This is a genomic window from Phyllobacterium sp. 21LDTY02-6, from assembly GCF_023554255.2.
GTDB lineage: Bacteria > Pseudomonadota > Alphaproteobacteria > Rhizobiales > Rhizobiaceae > Phyllobacterium.
Window position 1 is genome coordinate 162,986 of sequence record NZ_JAMJWD020000004.1, and the last position, 18,336, is coordinate 181,321.

At 63.7% G+C, this 18,336-nt stretch carries 18 protein-coding genes; 2 read left to right on the forward strand and 16 right to left on the reverse strand.

The window, feature by feature from the left end:
- Nucleotides 1-5 precede the first annotated feature (5 nt).
- From dxs to aroC, 7 genes are all read right to left on the reverse strand, one after another.
- Nucleotides 6-1,925: a 1-deoxy-D-xylulose-5-phosphate synthase gene (gene dxs, locus M8997_RS14895; RefSeq protein ID WP_250014843.1), complete on the reverse strand. Its 1,920-nt coding sequence runs from the start codon at nucleotides 1,923-1,925 to the stop codon at nucleotides 6-8.
- A gap of 114 nt (nucleotides 1,926-2,039) precedes the next feature.
- Nucleotides 2,040-2,963: a pirin family protein gene (locus tag M8997_RS14900; protein WP_250014844.1), complete on the reverse strand. Its 924-nt coding sequence runs from the start codon at nucleotides 2,961-2,963 to the stop codon at nucleotides 2,040-2,042.
- Nucleotides 2,964-3,049: 86 nt separating this feature from the next.
- Nucleotides 3,050-3,304 carry an exodeoxyribonuclease VII small subunit gene (locus M8997_RS14905; protein WP_250014845.1) on the reverse strand — a complete coding sequence of 85 codons (255 nt, stop codon included), beginning with the start codon at nucleotides 3,302-3,304 and terminating at the stop codon, nucleotides 3,050-3,052.
- Nucleotides 3,305-3,307: 3 nt separating this feature from the next.
- A complete protein-coding gene (locus M8997_RS14910; protein ID WP_250014846.1) occupies nucleotides 3,308-4,234 on the reverse strand; it encodes a histone deacetylase family protein in 927 nt (308 codons plus the stop codon).
- An 83-nt stretch (nucleotides 4,235-4,317) separates the two neighbouring features.
- Nucleotides 4,318-5,601 carry a cystathionine gamma-synthase family protein gene (locus M8997_RS14915; RefSeq protein ID WP_250014848.1) on the reverse strand — a complete coding sequence of 428 codons (1,284 nt, stop codon included), beginning with the start codon at nucleotides 5,599-5,601 and terminating at the stop codon, nucleotides 4,318-4,320.
- 148 nt (nucleotides 5,602-5,749) lie between these two features.
- Nucleotides 5,750-6,853: a 3,4-dihydroxy-2-butanone-4-phosphate synthase gene (gene ribB / locus M8997_RS14920; RefSeq protein ID WP_250014850.1), complete on the reverse strand. Its 1,104-nt coding sequence runs from the start codon at nucleotides 6,851-6,853 to the stop codon at nucleotides 5,750-5,752.
- Nucleotides 6,854-6,865: 12 nt separating this feature from the next.
- Nucleotides 6,866-7,960: a chorismate synthase gene (gene aroC, locus M8997_RS14925; RefSeq protein ID WP_250014852.1), complete on the reverse strand. Its 1,095-nt coding sequence runs from the start codon at nucleotides 7,958-7,960 to the stop codon at nucleotides 6,866-6,868.
- Nucleotides 7,961-8,127: 167 nt separating this feature from the next.
- Here aroC and M8997_RS14930 point away from each other — a divergent pair, with 167 nt between their 5' ends.
- Nucleotides 8,128-8,391, forward strand: a complete 264-nt coding sequence (locus M8997_RS14930; protein ID WP_250014853.1) for a DUF1344 domain-containing protein — start codon at nucleotides 8,128-8,130, stop codon at nucleotides 8,389-8,391.
- 6 nt (nucleotides 8,392-8,397) lie between these two features.
- Here the strand turns inward: M8997_RS14930 and M8997_RS14935 are convergent, their stop codons facing one another.
- From M8997_RS14935 to M8997_RS14950, 4 genes are all read right to left on the reverse strand, one after another.
- Nucleotides 8,398-8,988, reverse strand: a complete 591-nt coding sequence (locus M8997_RS14935) for a histidine phosphatase family protein (protein ID WP_250015436.1) — start codon at nucleotides 8,986-8,988, stop codon at nucleotides 8,398-8,400.
- A 12-nt stretch (nucleotides 8,989-9,000) separates the two neighbouring features.
- On the reverse strand, nucleotides 9,001-9,819 hold the full coding sequence (gene fabI / locus M8997_RS14940; RefSeq protein WP_250014854.1) for an enoyl-ACP reductase FabI: 819 nt from the start codon (nucleotides 9,817-9,819) through the stop codon (nucleotides 9,001-9,003).
- Nucleotides 9,820-9,928: 109 nt separating this feature from the next.
- Nucleotides 9,929-10,843, reverse strand: coding sequence for a DnaJ C-terminal domain-containing protein (locus tag M8997_RS14945; RefSeq protein ID WP_250014855.1), 915 nt, complete (start codon nucleotides 10,841-10,843; stop codon nucleotides 9,929-9,931).
- Nucleotides 10,844-10,965: 122 nt separating this feature from the next.
- Entirely contained in the window at nucleotides 10,966-11,316 is a 351-nt protein-coding gene (locus M8997_RS14950; RefSeq protein WP_250014856.1) for an RT0821/Lpp0805 family surface protein, read from the reverse strand.
- A 176-nt stretch (nucleotides 11,317-11,492) separates the two neighbouring features.
- Between M8997_RS14950 and pdxH the strand changes: the two genes are divergently transcribed.
- Nucleotides 11,493-12,104 (forward strand): pyridoxamine 5'-phosphate oxidase, encoded by a 612-nt coding sequence (pdxH, locus tag M8997_RS14955; RefSeq protein WP_250014857.1) that lies wholly within the window; start codon nucleotides 11,493-11,495, stop codon nucleotides 12,102-12,104.
- A gap of 15 nt (nucleotides 12,105-12,119) precedes the next feature.
- Here the strand turns inward: pdxH and M8997_RS14960 are convergent, their stop codons facing one another.
- From M8997_RS14960 to M8997_RS14980, 5 genes are all read right to left on the reverse strand, one after another.
- Nucleotides 12,120-12,872 carry a crotonase/enoyl-CoA hydratase family protein gene (locus M8997_RS14960; protein WP_250014858.1) on the reverse strand — a complete coding sequence of 251 codons (753 nt, stop codon included), beginning with the start codon at nucleotides 12,870-12,872 and terminating at the stop codon, nucleotides 12,120-12,122.
- A gap of 8 nt (nucleotides 12,873-12,880) precedes the next feature.
- Nucleotides 12,881-14,665, reverse strand: a complete 1,785-nt coding sequence (locus M8997_RS14965) for an acyl-CoA dehydrogenase (protein WP_250014860.1) — start codon at nucleotides 14,663-14,665, stop codon at nucleotides 12,881-12,883.
- Between the two features lie 185 nt (nucleotides 14,666-14,850).
- Complete coding sequence (locus M8997_RS14970; RefSeq protein WP_250014862.1) at nucleotides 14,851-16,227, reverse strand: NAD(P)H-dependent oxidoreductase; 1,377 nt, start codon at nucleotides 16,225-16,227, stop codon at nucleotides 14,851-14,853.
- 34 nt (nucleotides 16,228-16,261) lie between these two features.
- Nucleotides 16,262-17,779 (reverse strand): tripartite tricarboxylate transporter permease, encoded by a 1,518-nt coding sequence (locus M8997_RS14975; protein ID WP_250014864.1) that lies wholly within the window; start codon nucleotides 17,777-17,779, stop codon nucleotides 16,262-16,264.
- Between the two features lie 55 nt (nucleotides 17,780-17,834).
- Entirely contained in the window at nucleotides 17,835-18,335 is a 501-nt protein-coding gene (locus tag M8997_RS14980; protein WP_250014866.1) for a tripartite tricarboxylate transporter TctB family protein, read from the reverse strand.
- Nucleotide 18,336 lies beyond the last annotated feature (1 nt).

The following is an 18,336-nucleotide window of genomic DNA, read 5'->3' on the forward strand; positions in this document are numbered from 1 at the left end:
GGCGATCAGGCGCGGACCGGCGCCACCAGCCGGTCACGGCCAAGCGCGGCGAATACCGTCTGGACGATGCCGGCTGCGTTCAATCCGGCGCGGGCATAGAGCGTCTCGGGCTTGGCATGGTCGAGATAGCAATCCGGCAAGGTCATGGTGCGGACACGCAGGCCGCCGTCAAGCAGGCCCTCGCCGCTGAGGAAATGCAGCACATGCGAGGCAAACCCGCCGATAGCGCCCTCCTCCACCGTAACGAGCACTTCATGCGAGCGCGCGAGACGCCTGATCAGGTCCTGGTCCAGCGGCTTGGCGAAGCGCGCATCGGCGACCGTCGTCGGCAGGCCGGCGGCGTCCAGTTCCTCGGCGGCAAGCAGACATTCCTGGAGCCGCGTTCCGAACGAAAGAACAGCGATCTTGCCGCCCTCGCGGACGATGCGCCCCTTGCCTATGGCGAGGACTTCGCCGCGCTCCGGCAGTTCGACGCCGACGCCATCGCCACGCGGATAGCGGAAGGAGATCGGGCCCTCGTCATATTCGGCAGCAGTGCGCACCATGTGGCGAAGCTCGGCCTCGTCCGACGCGGCCATGACGACGAAGCCCGGCAGCGCGGCAAGAAAACCCGTATCGAACGAACCGGCATGGGTGGCGCCGTCGGCGCCGACGAGACCGGCCCTGTCGATCGGAAACCGAACCGGCAATTGCTGCAGCGATACGTCGTGGACCACCTGGTCATATCCGCGCTGCAGGAAGGTCGAGTAGATGGCGGCGAACGGCTTGTAGCCCTCGCTGGCCAGCCCTGCGGCGAAGGTCACGGCGTGCTGCTCGGCTATGCCGACATCGAATACGCGGCTCGGAAATGCCTGGCCGAAAAGATCGAGCCCGGTGCCGCCGGGCATCGCAGCGGTGATCGCGACGATCTTCTCGTCGTGGCGCGCCTCCTCGATCAGGCTTGTCCCGAAAATCTTGGTGTAGCTTGGAGCATTGGCCGGCGGCTTCGCCTGCGCGCCCGTGATCACGTCGAAACGATTGACGCCATGATATTTGTCCGCCGATGCCTCCGCCGGCGCATAGCCCTTGCCCTTCTGGGTGACGACGTGGATCAGCACGGGACCATCCATCGTATCGCGCACGTTCTTCAGGACGGGAAGCAGGTGTTCGAGATTATGACCGTCGATCGGGCCGACATAATAGAAGCCGAGTTCCTCGAACATCGTTCCGCCGGTCCAGAAACCCCTGGCATATTCTTCCGACAGCCGCGCCTTCTCCTGCAGGAATTTCGGCAGCTTGCGCGCCAGCTGCTTGGCCGTTTCGCGGAAAGTGCGGTAGGTGCGTCCCGAAACGAGGCGGGCGAGATAGGCGCTCATCGCGCCCGTCGGCGGGGCGATGGACATATCATTGTCGTTGAGGATGACGATGAGGCGGGCGTCGAGCGCACCGGCATTGTTCATCGCCTCATAGGCCATGCCGGCGGACATGGCGCCGTCGCCGATGACGGCGATCACATTGCGCTTCGTGCCCGAAAGCTCGCTGGCGACGGCCATGCCGAGACCCGCCGAGATCGACGTGGAGGAGTGCGCCGCACCGAAAGGATCATATTCGCTCTCGCTGCGCTTGGTGAAGCCGGACAGCCCGCCCTCCTGCCGCAGGGTGCGGATTCGATCGCGCCGGCCGGTCAATATCTTGTGCGGGTAGGCCTGGTGGCCGACATCCCAGATGATGCGGTCCTCCGGCGTGTCGAATACGTGGTGCAGCGCCACCGTCAGTTCGACGACGCCGAGCCCGGCGCCGAGATGGCCGCCGGTCGTCGATACGGCGTCGATCACCTCGCTGCGCAGTTCGGCGGCGAGGCGCGGCAGCTCGGATTCCGGCAGCCGGCGCAGGTCGGCCGGGATCGTCACGCTGTCCAGTAGCGGCGTTTCGGGTTTCTTGGTCAAGCCTCGGTTCCATCATGCAATTGCATGCCTGTTCCTAAAGCCTTTTGCGGGCGAATAGAAGAGGCTCCGTCTCCCCGACGGTGAGACAATGCGCGCGATGCTGTCGAACAACCCCTATGCTTCAGGCAGCGGAATGAATTCTTCCTCGTCGCCGGGAACGATATCGAAGCGGCCGCTGCGCCATTCTTCCTTCGCCTGCTCGATCCGCTCGCGCGACGACGAGACGAAATTCCACCAGATATAGCGCTTGGATGGCAGGGCAGCGCCGCCGAACAACATGAAATGTGCGCCTTGCGGCGCAGAAACGAGGATCTCGTCGCCGGCGCGGAAGGCAAGGAGCCGGTCGGCGGGAAACGACTGGCCGGCGATTTCCACCGAGCCGTCCAGCGTATAGATCGCCCGTTCTTCCGCCGCCTTGGCGGGAATGACGATGCTGCCGCCCGGCTGCAACCTTATATCCACATAGAGCGTCTCGGCATGCTGGGTCACGCCGGAACGCGCGCCGTGGAACGTGCCCATCACGATTCGGGCCTCCATGCCGTTTTCCTGCAGCACCGGCAGGTCACGCACGCCCGTATTCGCAAAAGCCGGGTCGATCTCTTCGAGATGGTCGGGCAGCGCCAGCCAGGTCTGCAGCCCCGAAATCGGCAATGGCTCCGTCCGCAGTTCTTCCGGCGAGCGCTCGGAATGGACGATGCCGCGCCCCGCCGTCATCAGATTGACGTCGCCCGGCTTGATGACCATCTCGGTACCGAGGCTGTCGCGATGGCGGATATTCCCGTCAAACAGATAGGTCACGGTCGATAGGCCGATATGGGGATGCGGGCGCACGTCGAGCGGATCGGTCGGGCGCAGGATCGCCGGGCCCATGCGGTCGAAGAATATGAAAGGACCGACCAGCCGGCGCTTGGCGGTGGGCAATGCGCGCCGCACCTCGAGCCCGCCTATGTCGCTCGTCCGCGGTATGATCAGCGTTTCGATCGAATCGACCGCCGCCGCATCGCCGGGTTCGGGATCATTGCCGGGGAAGAAACTCATGGCACGCACGCTCCAGTTGTGGAAGCTGCCAGACTAGCGGCTCGTGCCTGCCATGGATAGTCCGCGCCACTGCAACAGTGTGTCGCCTATTCCGGATCGAGCGGCTCGGTGCCTGTCGGCTGGCCGTCGCGGCCAAGCCTGATCTTCTGCACCTTGTCTTCAGCCGCCTTCAACAGGCTGTCGCAATGTTTCTTCAACGCTTCGCCGCGCTCATAGATCAGGATCGACTGTTCGAGCGGCACGTCGCCCCGCTCCAGATCGTCCACGATCTTTTCCAGTTGATCGAGCGCCTGCTCGAAGCTCATGGCGGCGATATCGGAATTGTTCGGGGCGTCGGCCATGCTTTAACCTCTCATCAAGCGTTTGATATGTGCGCCCGCGGAGAGCGACATTCCCTTCAGGTCGTAACCGCCTTCCAGGAGGCTGACAAGGCGGTTCGACGCGTAGTTCCCAGCAGTTTCGAGCATAAGCCCCGTCGCCCAGTCGAAATCGTCCTCGGTCAGGTTGATCTCTGCCAGCGGGTCGCGGTGATGGGCGTCGAAACCGGCGGAAATGATCACCAGTTCCGGCCGGAACGCTTCCAGGGCCGGCAGGATGCGGCTGGTGAAGGCCTCCCGGAAGTCGGTGCTTCCGCTGTCGGGAACCAGGGGCGCATTGACGATATTGCCCTCGCCGGTCTCGTTCTTGCCGCCGGTGCCGGGATAAAGCGGCATCTGGTGCGTGGAACAATAGAGCACGGAAGGATCGGACCAGAAGATGTCCTGCGTGCCATTGCCGTGATGCACGTCCCAATCGACGATGGCGACGCGCTCGACCCCGTGCTTCTTCTGGGCGTGGCGGGCTGCGATCGCCGCATTGTTGAACAGGCAGAAGCCCATGGCCCTGTCCTTTTCCGCATGATGGCCGGGCGGGCGCGACGCCACGAATACATTGTCCGCCCTGCCCTCGAACACGTCGTCGATGGCGGCATTGGCTGCCCCGATGGCCGTCAGCGCCGCTTCCCAGCTCTTCGGACTGACGGACGTGTCGGCATCGACCCGGCTGAGGCCTTCCTGCGGCACCGCCTCGCGCACCCTTTCGACGAAAGTCTCCGGATGGGCAAGCAGGATCGCCTGCTCGTCGCCCATCGGCGCCGTCACCCGGTCAAGCGCATCGAATTCACTGTCCTCCAACACTTTTGCCAGCGCGCGCAGCCGGTCCGGCCGTTCGGGATGGCCGGGCGGCGTCAAATGTTCCAGATAGATCGGATGAGAATAGAGGCGCGTGACCATGAAACTTCCCGTTGCGTCGTCGAGCTACAAGTTGCACCAGGCAGCCGAAGCAGCGCAAGGGGGCCTCCATCCGATTTGACCGGTCAGGCGGCGGCGAGCGCCTGGGCGAGATCCGCGATCAGATCGTCCGGGTGCTCTATGCCGATAGAAAGCCGGATCGTCGAATCCAGCACGCCGATACGCTGCCGCACGTCGACCGGAACGCCGGAATGGGTCATCGTGGCCGGGTGGCTCGCCAGCGATTCGGTTCCGCCAAGGCTGACGGCCAGTTTCAGGATCTCGAGCGCATTCAGGAAGCTGAACGCCGCCGGCTGGCCGCCGCGAATGTCGAACGAGAATGTGGAGCCTGCGCCGGTGCATTGCGCGGCGAAAACCTTGCCGATGGGCGATGCCGGGTCGTGGTAGGGCAGATAATGGATATGTTCGACCTTCGGATGGTCGCGCAGGAAATCTGCCACGGCCTTTGCATTCGTATTGGCCTTTTCCATGCGGATCGACAGTGTTTCCAGTGAACGGCCGAGCATCCAGCAGGAATGCGGGTCGAGCTGGGTGCCGATCGCGCCGCGCAGCGCCTTGACCTGTTTCATCACGGCTTTCGAACCAAGCGCCGCGCCGGCGATGAGGTCGGAGTGGCCACCGACATATTTGGTCAGCGAGTACAGCGAGATGTCGGCGCCATGTTGCAGCGGGCGCTGGAACACCGGTCCGAGCAGCGTGTTGTCGCAGGCTATGACCGGGCGATGGCCCTGCCGCTTCTCGATCGCATCGGCTATGCGGCCGATCATGGCGACATCGACCAGGCTGTTGGTCGGATTGGCCGGCGTCTCGATCAGGATCAGCGACACGCGGCCACGTTCCATGGCGTCATTGGCGGCCTGCCTGACGCTGTCCTCGTTGACGCCGTCGGCAAAACCAACGGCGGCGATGCCAAGATTGAGGAAGGTCCTGGCGAGCAGGGTCTCGGTGCCGCCATAGAGCGGCTGCGAGTGGAGGATGGCGTCGCCGGGGCGGGCGAAGGCCAGCAGCGTCGTGGCGATGGCCGACATGCCGGAAGAGAACAGCGCACAACTCTCGGTCTTTTCATAGACGGCGAGGCGATCCTCGACGATTTCGCTGTTCGGGTGGTTGAAGCGCGAATAGACGAGGCCGGCGCCGGTTCCCGCCGGGGGTTCGCGCCGACCCGAGACGAAATCGAAGAAGTCCCGACCCTCTTCCGCCGATTTGAACACGAAGGTCGAGGTCAGGAACACCGGCGGCTTTACGGCGCCCTCGGAAAGCTCCGGGTCGAAGCCGTAATTGAGCATCAGCGTTTCGGGGTGCAGTTCGTGATTGCCGATATGGGTCTTGGAGGGATGTGGAGCGGTCATGCCGGTACCTCGCTTAACTGACTGAACCCGCGAGGTTACAATAAATTCGCCGATCGTTCCTTGCTTATTTGGGCCTGTCTGGCGCACGAACCGCAATGGGACGCGCCGCCGGCGCGACGCTTCCCAAGACTTCGAGGACCCAAGGCCGTTAGAGGATTTCGGTGCGGGTGATCTCGATGCCGAAGCCTTCGAGGCCGACATAATGGCGCTCACGCGAGGCGAGAAGCCGGATTGAGGTAATGCCGAGATCCTTCAATATCTGCGCCCCGAGGCCGATCTGCCGCCATTCCTCGTCGCGGACCTTGGCTTCGGCATGGCCCTCGCGCTCCTGGAGCAGCGCCCGGTTGCGATCATCCTCGCTGCCGACACCGACCGAACCCTCGCGCAGATAGACGATGACGCCGCGCTTTTCCTCCGCCATGCGCTTCATGATGCTGTCCAGCGTATTGCGTGCGCCGAACACGTCCGTCAGCACGTCCTCGCGCTGCAATCGCACCGGAACATCCTCGCCATCGCGAATGTCGCCATAGACGATCGCCGCATGGTGCATCGGCTCCCACGGCAGCGAATAGGTGATGGCGCGCGCCTTGCCGGCACAGGTGTCGACATCGATTTCGCCAATGCGCTCGATCAGGGTTTCCTTGCGCTGGCGGTAGGCGATGAGGTCCGCCACGGTAACCTGATGCAGATCGTGGGTCTCGGCGAAGTTTTGCACCTGCGGGCCGCGCATGACCGAGCCGTCATCATTGACGAGTTCGCAGATCACGCCGATCGGCGGCAGGCCGGCAAGCTTGCACAGGTCGACCGCCGCTTCCGTATGGCCGGAGCGCATCAGCACCCCGCCTTCACGGGCGACGAGCGGGAAAATATGGCCGGGACGGACGAAATCCGCGGCGCCGGCATTGGGATTGGCAAGGTTGCGCACCGTCAGCGTGCGGTCGTCGGCGGAAATGCCGGTGGTCGTGCCGTGCTTGTAATCGACGGTGACGGTGAAGGCCGTCGAATGCGGCGCGTCGTTCTCCGCCACCATCGGCGCGAGGTTCAACCGGCGCGCCTCCTGCCGCGTCATCGGCGTACAGACGATGCCGGACGTATGCCTGACGATGAAGGCCATCTTCTCGGGCGTGCAGTGAACCGCCGCGACGATCAGGTCGCCCTCGTTCTCGCGGCCGTCATCATCCATGACGACGACGATCTCGCCCCGCTCGAATGCCCGCAGGGCATCCACGACACGCTTCTGATTATAGGCCATTCCGTTGCCCCCTTAGATGCGGCCCGTCTGGCCGCGATGTCTGAGATAATGATCGGCGATCGCGCAGGCCACCATGGCCTCCCCGATCGGCACGGCCCGGATGCCGACGCAGGGATCGTGCCTGCCCTTGGTCATCACATCGACCTGCTGGCCGTCGGCATCGATGCTGCGGCGCGGGGTCAATATCGAAGATGTCGGCTTGACGGCAAAACGCGCAACGATGGGCGCGCCGCTCGATATGCCGCCGAGGATACCGCCGGCATGATTGGAGAGGAAGATCGGCTTGCCGTCATTCCCCATGCGCATCTCGTCGGCATTGGCTTCGCCCGTAAGCTCGGCCGCGGCAAATCCGTCGCCGATCTCGACGCCCTTCACCGCATTGATCGACATCAGATAGCTGGCGATGTCCTGGTCGAGCTTGGCATAGACCGGAGCGCCGAGGCCCGCAGGAACGTTTTCGGCAACGATCTCGATCACCGCCCCTATGGACGAGCCCGCCTTGCGAAGACCGTCCAGATAGGTTGCAAAGCCATCGACTGCACCAGCATCGGGTGTAAAGAACGGGTTCCTGTCCACCTCTTCCCAATCCCAGCGGCTGCGGTCTATCGAGTGCACGCCCATCTTGACCAGCGCGCCACGGACGACGAGCCCCGGCACCACCTTGCGGGCGATCGCCCCGGCAGCCACCCGCGCGGCCGTCTCGCGCGCCGAGGAGCGGCCGCCGCCGCGATAGTCCCTGATGCCATATTTCACGTCATAGGTGTAATCCGCATGGCCGGGCCGATATTGCCGGGCAATGTCGCCATAATCCTTCGAGCGCTGGTCGGTGTTCTCGATCATCATGGAGATCGGCGTGCCGGTGGTGATCATGGTCACGCCGTCATCCTGCAGCATGACGCCGGAAAGCACGCGCACCTGGTCGGGCTCGCGCCGCTGCGTGGTGAATTTCGACTGGCCCGGCTTGCGCTTGTCGAGATAGGCCTGCACCTCCGCCTCGGTGAAGCTGATGCCGGGCGGGCAGCCGTCCACGACGCAGCCAAGCGCTATGCCATGGCTTTCGCCCCAAGTTGTGACGCGGAAAAGATGACCGAAACTATTGTGAGACATGCGCCTACCCGACTTTGTGTGAGGCGGTTTTATGAGCCTTTCGCATCGCGGTCAAACCTGCCTGTGAAATTCCTTCATCCGGCGCGAAAAAAGCAATTCTTTTGCCACAAATGAAAGCTCTAACTGACGCCATAGCAGATATGTATTTTGTCCGAGAGGTTCCCGCCATGCGCCATTTCGTTGCCGCCTTCATGTTTTTCGCTTCACTTTTCCCCGTCGGTGCCCTTGCTGACGATGCGCAAGGCACGATCACCAAGATCGACGAGGACAATTCGACGATCACGCTCGACGATGGCAAAGTCTACAAGCTGCCGGGCGAATTCGACCTGAGCGCGATCGAGAAGGGCATGAAGGTGACGCTGATGTTCGACGTGGTCGACAAGGAGCGCTACATCACCGACATCGAACAGGCGACCGATCTGGCCGAGTAAGCGGGATCACATCCAGGTCAGCTGACCGTTCTCAAGCCGCAATATATGGTCCTGCGTGATCGCCATGTTGGCGGCATCGTGGCCGTCGAGGCCATTGACCATCTGGAAGATGGTGCGCAGGCAGCCGCCATGGGTGACGCAGACCGTCGGCTGGCGCACCTCGGATAGCCAGTCGGCGACACGCACGCCGAGCAGCGCATAGCTTTCGGCGGCCGCGCCCGGAGGTACGAAATTCCACTTGTCGCGGGCGCGCGCATCCACGAGTTCCGGCGTCCTTGCCGCGATATCCTCGATCATAAAGCCCTGCCAGTCGCCGAAATGCACCTCCTTGAGGCGCGCATCGGTGCGATAATCGTGCGGGTCGAGCCCCATGCGCGTCCTGATGCGTTCCATCGTCTCGCGCGTGCGGCGCAGTGGGCTTGCGACGAAATCGAAGCCGCTGCCATCGCCGATCAGCGATTTGATCATGTCGCCATTGCGGTCGGCCTGCACCTTGCCGCGGGCATTGATGTCGATGTCTTCCTGCCCCTGGATGCGCTCGGACACATTCCAGTCCGTCTCGCCGTGTCGCGAGAAATAGATGACCGAACTCGGCAATTTCACTTGATATCAGTCCTTAACGACGGAGATGTCCGGAGCGTCGACCGCCTTCATGCCCACGACGTGATAGCCGCTATCGGCGTGGTGAACCTCGCCGGTGACCGAGCGCGAAAGGTCGGAGAGGAAATAGAGGCCGGCATCGCCGATCTCCTCGATGGTCACCGTGCGGCGCAGCGGTGCGTTATATTCGTTCCACTTCAGGATATAGCGGAAGTCGCCGATGCCGGAAGCGGCCAGCGTCTTGATCGGGCCGGCCGAAATGGCGTTGACGCGGATATTGTCCGGGCCAAGGTCGACGGCGAGATATTTCACGCTCGCTTCGAGCGCGGCCTTGGCGACACCCATGACATTGTAGTTGGGCATGACCTTCTCGGCGCCATAATAGGTGAGCGTGAGGATCGATCCGCCATCGGTCATCAGCTTCTCGGCGCGCTTGGCGACGGCCGTCAACGAATAGACGGAGATGAGCATCGTCTTGGTGAAGTTCGCCTCTGACGTGTCCACGTAGCGGCCGGTCAACTCGTCCTTGTCGGAGAAGCCGATGGCGTGCACGAGGAAGTCGATCTTGCCCCAATGTTGTTCGAGCGCCGCAAAGCAGGCATCGATGGTCGAGGCATCCGAAACATCGCAATGGCCGCAAAGATAGGCGCCGAGCTCTTCCGCCAACGGCTCCACGCGCTTTTTCAGCGCATCGCCCTGATAGGTAAAGGCGAGTTCGGCACCCGCATCATGGGCTGCCTTGGCGATGCCCCAAGCAATCGAGCGATTGTTGGCGACACCCATGACAAGCCCGCGTTTACCCTGCATCAAACCAGTTTTGGCGGTCATCTACCAACCCTTCATGTAACTTCTGATTGACTGCGGTATCGCACAGCCCGCGCCGGGCTTCAAGCCATGCCGTCATAGCCTATTTGGGTTTTCCGGAACGTGCGCAGATCTAGCTCTCCGATTGGCGCAGAAACGCCTCAAGTGCGGGATCGCCATTCTCCGGCAGCATGATGCGGACATGGACGAAAAGATCGCCATGTCCATCCGGCTTGCGGGGCAGGCCCTTGCCCTTCAATCGCAGGACGCGGTCCGAACTCGTCCACGGCGCGACCTTCACCGCGACGCGCCCGTTCAGCGTCTCCACCTCCTGGCGCGAACCGAGCACGGCATCCTTCAACGAAACCGGCAGATCGGCGTGGAGATCGCGGCCCTCGACGCGGAATCGCGGATGCGGCCGGAAACGGATGGTGACGAGCGCATCGCCCGGCGTTCCGCCGAGAACGCTCTCGCCCTGGCCCTTGAGGCGAATCGTCTGGCCGTGCTCCACCTGCGTCGGCAGCTTGATCGCCAGCCGCTTGCCGGTCGGGAACACCGCCTCCACCTTCTCGGCACCGGCGGCCTGTTCCAGGGTGATGTCGATCGTGGCCTGCAGGTCCGCGCCCTTGCGGGAAGAGCCGCGCCGCGCACCGCCCGCGCCTGCCGTCTCGCCGAACAGGCTGCTGAGGATGTCCTCGGCGTCGAAGCCGCCCATGCCGCTGCGGAACTCGAAGCCGCCCGGGCGCGCTCCGCCCCCGCCGAACCCGGCAAACGGATCGCCGCCGCCGCCGCGGGCGAAGCCTTCGAAGCCATGGGGGGCGCGCTGCTTGCCCTCGCCATCGATCTCGCCGCGGTCGAACTGGGCCCTGCGGTCCTTGTCGCCGACGATTTCGTAAGCCTGGTTTATCTCGGAGAACTTGGCCTGCGCCTTCGGATCATCCTGATTCTGGTCGGGATGATATTTCTTGGCGAGCTTGCGAAACGCCGATTTTATTTCCTCGGGCTTCGCCGTCTTGGCGACGCCCAGCACGCTATAGGGATCGCGCATGCGTGTGCCTTTCCTCGCGACATGCGAATGGATATGAAATTCAGTCCACGCCTATATGGGCTCAAATAGGAAGAAATTCCATATTGTGTCATGAAAAACACGAAAAATCTTGATGTCCGCCCCTACATAGGAGCGAAGGATTTCAATGTCCACTGGCCGCCATTCTGCAGGCAGGTTTCGCCCTTGTAGAGCATGACGCCATCAAAGGATTCGCGCGAGGTCTGGAATTCGCGGCAGAGCTCGGCACCGGCCTTCTTCTCGGCGATGGCGGTAATGGTGCCCTGGCTGCCGGTCTCGGGGTTCGACCATGGCAGGGGCTTGTTGCCCCATTGCGTGAAATTCAGGGCCGAGACGATGTTGCGCACGGTGTTCTGGTCGGAAGATGTCTGTCCGTCCACCGGCTTATGCGAGGCGACCGAGCCCGTCACGGTACTCTGATCCGGCACCGCATCCTCGACGCCGATGCCCTTCATGGCACAACCGGAGAGAAGGCATAGCGCTACGACCGCCGTTACTACGCCGCCGTGGAAAGTGCCCGAGCCAACCCGTATAATTGCTCCGGACTGCTTGCTATCGGATCGTAGAAGCGCCAAACACATATCTCTCTTTAACAAGCCCAAACCGAATTGACCATGGGACTATGAATTAAATGAAGTTAACAATGGATGACTTCACGCAAAAAACCGATCCTTTTGCGTTGTTCGAGGAATGGTTGCAGGACGCAACGAAGACGGAACCCAACGATCCGAACGCGCTGGCGCTGGCGACGGTCGATGAAGATGGCCTGCCGGATGTGCGCATGGTGCTGCTGAAGGGCTTCGATAGCGACGGTTTCGTCTTCTACACCAATTTCGAAAGCCGCAAGGGCGTCGAGATCCTGGGGTCGATGAAGGCAGCCATGTGCTTCCACTGGAAATCGCTGCGCAGGCAGGTGCGCGTGCGCGGACCGGTCGAGATCGTGACGGCGGCCGAAGCCGATGCCTATTACGCCACCCGGCCCCGTGGCAGCCGCATCGGTGCATGGGCGTCGAAGCAGTCGCGACCGCTCGAAAGCCGCTTCGCGCTGGAGAAGGCCGTGGCGGAATATACGGCGCGCTACGCCGTCGGCGACATTCCGCGTCCCGCCCACTGGTCGGGCTTCCGTATCCGGCCCATTTCGATCGAATTCTGGCACGACCGGCCGTTCCGGCTGCATGATCGCGTCGTTTTCGAGCGTACTTCGCCTGACGAGCCGTGGAGCAAGACCAGGCTCTATCCTTGAGAGCAGGCGGGCGGCTCAGCCCTTCTTGCGCGCGAGGAAATTCATCATCGCGGCGCGCGCTTCCTCCGATTGCAGGCGCTCGGCGAAATGCCGTGCCTCGAGCGCCATCCGTTCGGCCACGGCCTCGCGCGGGCCGCGCAGCAGGTCCCGCGTGATCTGCATCGCCTCAGGCGGCTTGGCCGCGATCTCCGTCGCCGCCGCCAACGCGGTTTCCTCGAGCTGCGCGGCATCGACGATCCGGTAGACGAGCCCCGCCGCCTTCGCCTCCTCCGCGCTCAGGCCGTCGCCCTTGGCCAGGAAAGCGAAAGCCTGCTGCGGGCCCATCAGCCGCGGACCCAGCAGGCTGGACGCCGCCTCGGGAACAAGGCCGAGATCGACGAAGGGCGTCCTGAACAGCGATTGCGGCGTGGCGAAGGTCAGGTCGCAATGGAAATGCAGCGTCGCGCCGATGCCGATGGCAAGGCCGTCCACGCCCGCAAGCAGCGGCTTGCGCGCCTGGCCGAGCGCCATGATGAAGTCGAACACCTCATTGCCCATCTGGCCGCTGATGGCGAAGGCCATGAAATCCTGCAGGTCGTTGCCGGAGGAGAAGGCGCCGGGAACGCCGAGAAAGAGATTGGCGCGGATCGAGGCGTCGGCCTCGCTGTCCACGAGCGCCGCGGTCATGGCGGCATACATGGCGCGGGTCAGGGCGTTCTTCTTCTCCGGGCGGTTCATCCGGATGAGCTGGACTGCGCCCTGTCGTTCGATCTTGATATGGTCTGACATCGTCTTTCCTAGGTTTCGAGTGCGCTTCGTGCGGCAAGCAGGCTTTCTGCGCCATTGACCACCCGGTCCATCAGCGCCGTGGTTTCGCCAAGGAGGTTCTCGGCAAAGAAGCGGGCCAGCGCCACACGGCCCGCATCGGCGGACGAAAGGGCTCCCCTGGCGAGGCAGGCGCCGCCGGCGGCGAGCCCGAACAGGCGCAGGAACGGCGTCGCGCCGGCCAGCGCCTGCGCTACCTGCCGCTCCGCCAGCCGCTGCTGCAACCAGGTCGCCGCGGCCTCGAAATCGTCGAGAGCGCGCGCCAGCCGCTGGCCCGTATCGCCGAAACCTTCGCCGCCGGAGGCCTGCACCGCCTCGGCGATGCCGCGCAGTTCGGCGATGTAGCCGCGAATATGCCCGCCATTGCCGAGCGGCAGCTTGCGCTGCACGAGATCGATGGCCTGGATGCCGTTCGTGCCCTCATAGATCGGCGCGATGCGCGAATCGCGCAGGAACTGGGCGGCGCCCGTCTCCTCGATGAAGCCCATGCCGCCATGGACCTGAATGCCGAGCGAGGCGACATCGACGCCTGTATCGGTGGAGAACGCCTTGGCGACGGGCGTCAGGAGATTGGCGCGATCGGCCCAATGGCCCGCATCATTGTGGGCATCATCATCGGCTTTCCCGGTCTTCGCCATGTCCAGCGCATGGGCGCAGCTATAGGCAATGCCGCGGGCCGCGCCGGTCAGCGCCTTCATGGTGAGCAGCGTCCGCTGCACGTCCGGATGTTCGATGATCGGGCTCGGTCCCTCGCCCGTCCAGCCCGGCGCCCGCATCTGCCGGCGCCCCTGCGCATAGGCCAGCGCCTGCTGATAGGCCGCCTCGGCCACCGCGACGCCCTGGATGCCGACCGCAAGCCGCGCATTGTTCATCATGGTGAACATGCAGGCGAGGCCGCGATTCTCCTCGCCGATGAGCCAGCCGATGGCGCCGGGCTCGCCGGCAAAGCCATCGCCATAGATCATGGTGCAGGTGGGCGAGCCGTGAATGCCGAGCTTGTGTTCGATGCCACCGCAGAAGACGTCGTTGCGGGCGCCGAGCGAACCATCATCATCGACGAGGAACTTCGGCACGAGAAACAGGGAAATGCCCTTGTTTCCCTCCGGCGCATCGGGAAGCCGCGCCAGCACCAGATGGATGATATTTTCGGTAAGGTCATGCTCGCCATATGTAATGAATATCTTGCTGCCGAACAGGCGATAGGTGCCGTCATCGCTTCGTTCCGCGCGGCAGCGCAGCGCACCGACATCCGACCCGGCCTGCGGCTCGGTCAGGTTCATCGTCCCCATCCACTCGCCGGAAACGAGCTTCGGCAGATATTTCCGTTGCAGTTCCTCGGTGGCGTGGGCTTCGAGCGCCTCGATCGCGCCGAGCGTCAGCGTCGGCCCTATGCCGAAGGCCATGGACCCGGAATTCCACATTTCGAAGGTCGCGATGGCCAGCATCATCGGCAGGCCCTGCCCGCCATGGCGCTCGTCGCCGGTCAGCGCATTCCAGCCGCCTTCGATCCACTCGCGGTAGACGTCCTTCCAGCCGGGCGGCATGGTGATCTTGCCATCGGCCAGCGGCGTACCATGCTCGTCGCCGACGCGCAGCAGCGGTGCGACGCGCTGTGAGGCGAAACGCCCGGCCTCTTCCAGGATGGCATCGACGAGATCGCTGGAAAGCTCGCCGAACCGGCCCTGTTCAATGGCTGCTTCGAGCCCTGCGACCTGTTTCAGGCAATGGGCGATTTCCTCCACCGGCGCGCGGTACATGTCAAAGTCTCCTCATCCGTCATGCTGGCGCACTTTGAAACGGCGGGACGCGGAAAGGCAAGTGCATTTTTACGTAAACGTAAGCTTTTTCGATGGAGCCGGCATTTTGCCGTGACCGGCCGCGACCATCCGGCCGGATGGATCGGCGGCGAGGCGGGTACGCATGGACCTGCCTTTGGTTGTATTCAGCGGAAAAACTGCGCGTCCTGGTCCCGGCGCAGCGCCAAGAGCAGCGAACCGCCCAGCTCCACATCGCCGAGACGGACCGGATCGCCGGCTTTCACGTCGCGGATGAGACGCCGGTTGGCGACCAGGTAGAATGGCGCGGCCTCGCCATCGGCGACAGGCGCCGCCGGCACCAGGGCGGAGGAGAGATTGGCGATCGCATGGTGGTGGCCGGTCGCCGACAGGACCGTGCCCGCCGCGATATCGGCATCGGCAACGGCGATGAGGTCGAGGCGCGGCCTTGGCTCTGCGGCGCCGCTCGAACGGCCCTTCAGGCCGGCTTCGAGAACGCTTGTTGCGGCCTCGAGCCCCAGCAGATGGCGCGGCAGGTAGATCATCGCCGCCGTGCCGTTGCGGCTGATGACATGGCCTTTGCCGGCGAGAAGCTCCCAGCTCGTGGCATCGTCGCAGCGGATGACCACGAAGACGCCGCCGGCAAAGCTGACCTCGCCCGGCAGGCGCAGGCAATGGAACACGTCGAGACGGCGATCGCCGCGAAGCAGGCCGCCCTCGGCGCGCGTCGAGAACAGCGATGGCACTTCGCCGATCCGCGCAATCGGGCAATGAAGATCCGGCCGGTCGGGAACGAGATCGACGGAATGGGAAGTCACCGCGAGTTCGCACAGATCGGGAACCGCGCGCTGCGGCAGCCGGGCTGCGGCGATGGAACGGGCCGCCACCAGCTCGGCGGCATCGCGGTCGCCAAGATCGAGGCAATCGCCGAGAGCCGCCGCCTCGATCTCCTGGCCGTTGCTGGCAAGGAGCCCGGTCGCCGGGTCGTAGACGAAATCATATTCGCTGGATTTTCCGGCGCAGATGATTTCGAAGCCGAGGGTTTCCGCCCAGGTGACGAGGCCGATCAGCAGGCTTGGCTGATCGCCGTCTACCGGCGTCACCACCTTCCCCGCCGCTCCGGCCCGCCGGGCGAGACCGGGGCCGACGACGCTGTCGACCTCCTTCGACACCAGCGCCACATGCTTGCCGTTGCGGATGGCGAGATCGACATGCCGCGCGCCGCCTTCGGGATGCCCGGTCGCCTCGACCAGAACGTCGAAGGGAAGATGCACCACATGGGCGAGATCGCCCGCCGCAATTGCCTTTCCGGCGCTCCAGGCGCTGCTCGCCTCTTCCGCGCTGGCGCATTCGGCGATGGCCGCGATGCCGAGGGATCGCAGCGCGGCGGCCGCCGTGGCGCTGTCGAGATCGACGGCGATGCGGCTGTTCATCAGCGGAACGTGACGGCTCTGCGCCAGGAAGCTGCGGCCAAATCCGCCCGTGCCGACGATACATGTTTCGACCGGGCGCGAGGCGCCGGAGAAATACTCATGAAAATTCATGCCGAAGCGATCCTTCTTTGCGATATTTGGCGGGTCAGGCAGAGCGTTGCGCCGGCCGGCGGCGCAGATTGCGCAGGCCGATGGCCTTGGCGATCAGCGGCCAGGCGAGCATGAGCAGGCCGATCGCCATGATCCCGCTGACGAGGGGGTTGGACCAGAAGATCGACAGCGAGCCGTTCGACATCAGCATGGACTGGCGGAATGCGTCCTCCGCCTTGTCGCCGAGCACCATGGCGAGGACCAGCGGCGCAATCGGATAGTCGAGTTTCTTGAACAGATAACCGAACACGCCGAAGCCGAGCACGAGCCACATGTCGAAGGTGGAGTTGGCGATCTGATAGGCGCCGGAGAAAATGATGGCGACGATCACCGGCCCGACGATGGCGAAGGGAACGCGCAGGATCGAGGCGTAGAGCGGCACGGTTGCCAGCACCAGTATCACCGCCACCACATTGCCGAGATACATGGAGGCGATCAGGCCCCAGACGAAATCCGGCCTGTCGATGAAGAGCATCGGCCCCGGCGTCATGCCCCAGATCATCAATCCGCCCATCATGACGGCAGCGGTGGCGGAGCCCGGAACGCCGAGGGCGAGCATGGGCAACAGCGCCGATGTGCCGGCCGAATGGTCGGCGGTTTCGGGCGAGACGATGCCGCGCGGGTCGCCCTTGCCGAATTGCGACTTGTCCCTGGCGAAGCGGCGGGCAAGGCCGTAGCTCATGAACGACGCAGCCGTCGGCCCGGCCGGCGTGATGCCCATCCAGATGCCGATGACGGTCGAGCGCAGGATGGACCAGGCATAGCGCGGCATTTCCTTCAGCGTCCGCAGGACGTCCATCGGGCGTACGCGGGCCTTTATGCCCTCGAAGCGCAGGCCTTCTTCCGTCGTCAACAGCAGTTCTCCGATGCCGAACAGCCCCATGACCGCGACGAGGAACGACACGCCCTTGATGAGGTCCGGTATGCCGAATGTCAGGCGCAGCCCGCCGGAGATCGTATCCATGCCGACGGTGGCGAAGGCGAAGCCCAGCATCATCATGACCAGCGACTTGGAAGGCGCGCTGGAACTCATGCCGATGAAGCTGGCGAAGGCGAGGAAATAGACGCCGAAGAATTCCGGCGACGAGAACTGCAGCGCAAAGCGCGCGACCCAGCCGGAAAGCAGCGTGATCATGACGACGCCGGCCAGCGCGCCGATGCCGGCCGACATGAAGGCGAGCGTCAGGGCGCGCGTCGCCTCGCCATTGCGCGCCATCGGGTAGCCGTCGAAGGTGGTGGCGACGGAGGACGGCTCGCCCGGAATGTTGAAGAGGATCGATGTGGTGGAGCCGCCGAAGAGCGCGCCCCAATACATGCAGGACAACAGGATGATCGCCGAAATCGGGTCCATGGTGAAGGTCAGCGGCAGCAGCAGCGAGACGCCGTTCGGCGCTCCGAGCCCCGGCAGCACGCCGACGAGGATGCCAAGCATGACCCCGATGATCATGATGACGATGTGATGGGCGGTGATGACGGTGGCGAAGCCGTCCATCAGATAGCCGATATTGCCCATTGCCGTTTTCCTCCCGAATTCCGATGCTATGGCAGGCAGCCTGGCCCTGCGGCCGTCAGTAAAGCCCGATGGCGTTTTCCAGCGGTCCCTTGAGCAGCGGAACCTGGAACCCGATCTCGAAGACCAGATAGAACAGCACGATCACGACAAGGCCGGTGAGCAGCGATATCCACCAGCGATAGCCGCCCTGCCAGGTCATGAAGCCGAATATGTAGAGCGCGGTGCCGACATAGAGCCCGAGGAGAAGCGAGACGACGATGAAGCCGATGATCGGCAGGAAGAAGCCGAGCACCGGCTTCGCCTTTTCCATGTCGAGGAATATCTCGCCCTCGTGCCGGTAGAAGAACATGGTCCGCAGCAGCGTCACGAGGCTGCCGAACACGATCAGGACGCCGATATAGAACGGGAAATACCCGGCCTCCGGCCCTGTTTCGCTCCAGCCGATGCCGCTTTTCCACGATCCGTAGCAAACGGCGAGACCGGCGCCGGCTGTGATCAGCGCGGTGACGATTTCCATGGTCCTGCGGGACAATGAGGATTTTTCGGACGCGGCCATG

What these genes read in the sequence shown, in the direction of transcription:
- M8997_RS14970 (WP_250014862.1), bottom strand. Translation starts at nt 16,227, where the DNA reads ATGAATTTTCATGAGTATTTCTCCGGCGCCTCGCGCCCGGTCGAAACA.
- M8997_RS14915 (WP_250014848.1), bottom strand. Translation starts at nt 5,601, where the DNA reads ATGACCGCTCCACATCCCTCCAAGACCCATATCGGCAATCACGAACTG.
- M8997_RS14980 (WP_250014866.1), bottom strand. Translation starts at nt 18,335, where the DNA reads ATGGCCGCGTCCGAAAAATCCTCATTGTCCCGCAGGACCATGGAAATC.
- M8997_RS14975 (WP_250014864.1), bottom strand. Translation starts at nt 17,779, where the DNA reads ATGGGCAATATCGGCTATCTGATGGACGGCTTCGCCACCGTCATCACC.
- M8997_RS14950 (WP_250014856.1), bottom strand. Translation starts at nt 11,316, where the DNA reads ATGAAGGGCATCGGCGTCGAGGATGCGGTGCCGGATCAGAGTACCGTG.
- M8997_RS14910 (WP_250014846.1), bottom strand. Translation starts at nt 4,234, where the DNA reads ATGGTCACGCGCCTCTATTCTCATCCGATCTATCTGGAACATTTGACG.
- ribB (WP_250014850.1), bottom strand. Translation starts at nt 6,853, where the DNA reads ATGGCCTATAATCAGAAGCGTGTCGTGGATGCCCTGCGGGCATTCGAG.
- pdxH (WP_250014857.1), top strand. Translation starts at nt 11,493, where the DNA reads ATGAAGTTAACAATGGATGACTTCACGCAAAAAACCGATCCTTTTGCG.
- M8997_RS14900 (WP_250014844.1), bottom strand. Translation starts at nt 2,963, where the DNA reads ATGAGTTTCTTCCCCGGCAATGATCCCGAACCCGGCGATGCGGCGGCG.
- M8997_RS14960 (WP_250014858.1), bottom strand. Translation starts at nt 12,872, where the DNA reads ATGTCAGACCATATCAAGATCGAACGACAGGGCGCAGTCCAGCTCATC.
- M8997_RS14965 (WP_250014860.1), bottom strand. Translation starts at nt 14,665, where the DNA reads ATGTACCGCGCGCCGGTGGAGGAAATCGCCCATTGCCTGAAACAGGTC.
- fabI (WP_250014854.1), bottom strand. Translation starts at nt 9,819, where the DNA reads ATGACCGCCAAAACTGGTTTGATGCAGGGTAAACGCGGGCTTGTCATG.
- M8997_RS14945 (WP_250014855.1), bottom strand. Translation starts at nt 10,843, where the DNA reads ATGCGCGATCCCTATAGCGTGCTGGGCGTCGCCAAGACGGCGAAGCCC.
- aroC (WP_250014852.1), bottom strand. Translation starts at nt 7,960, where the DNA reads ATGTCTCACAATAGTTTCGGTCATCTTTTCCGCGTCACAACTTGGGGC.
- M8997_RS14930 (WP_250014853.1), top strand. Translation starts at nt 8,128, where the DNA reads ATGCGCCATTTCGTTGCCGCCTTCATGTTTTTCGCTTCACTTTTCCCC.
- M8997_RS14905 (WP_250014845.1), bottom strand. Translation starts at nt 3,304, where the DNA reads ATGGCCGACGCCCCGAACAATTCCGATATCGCCGCCATGAGCTTCGAG.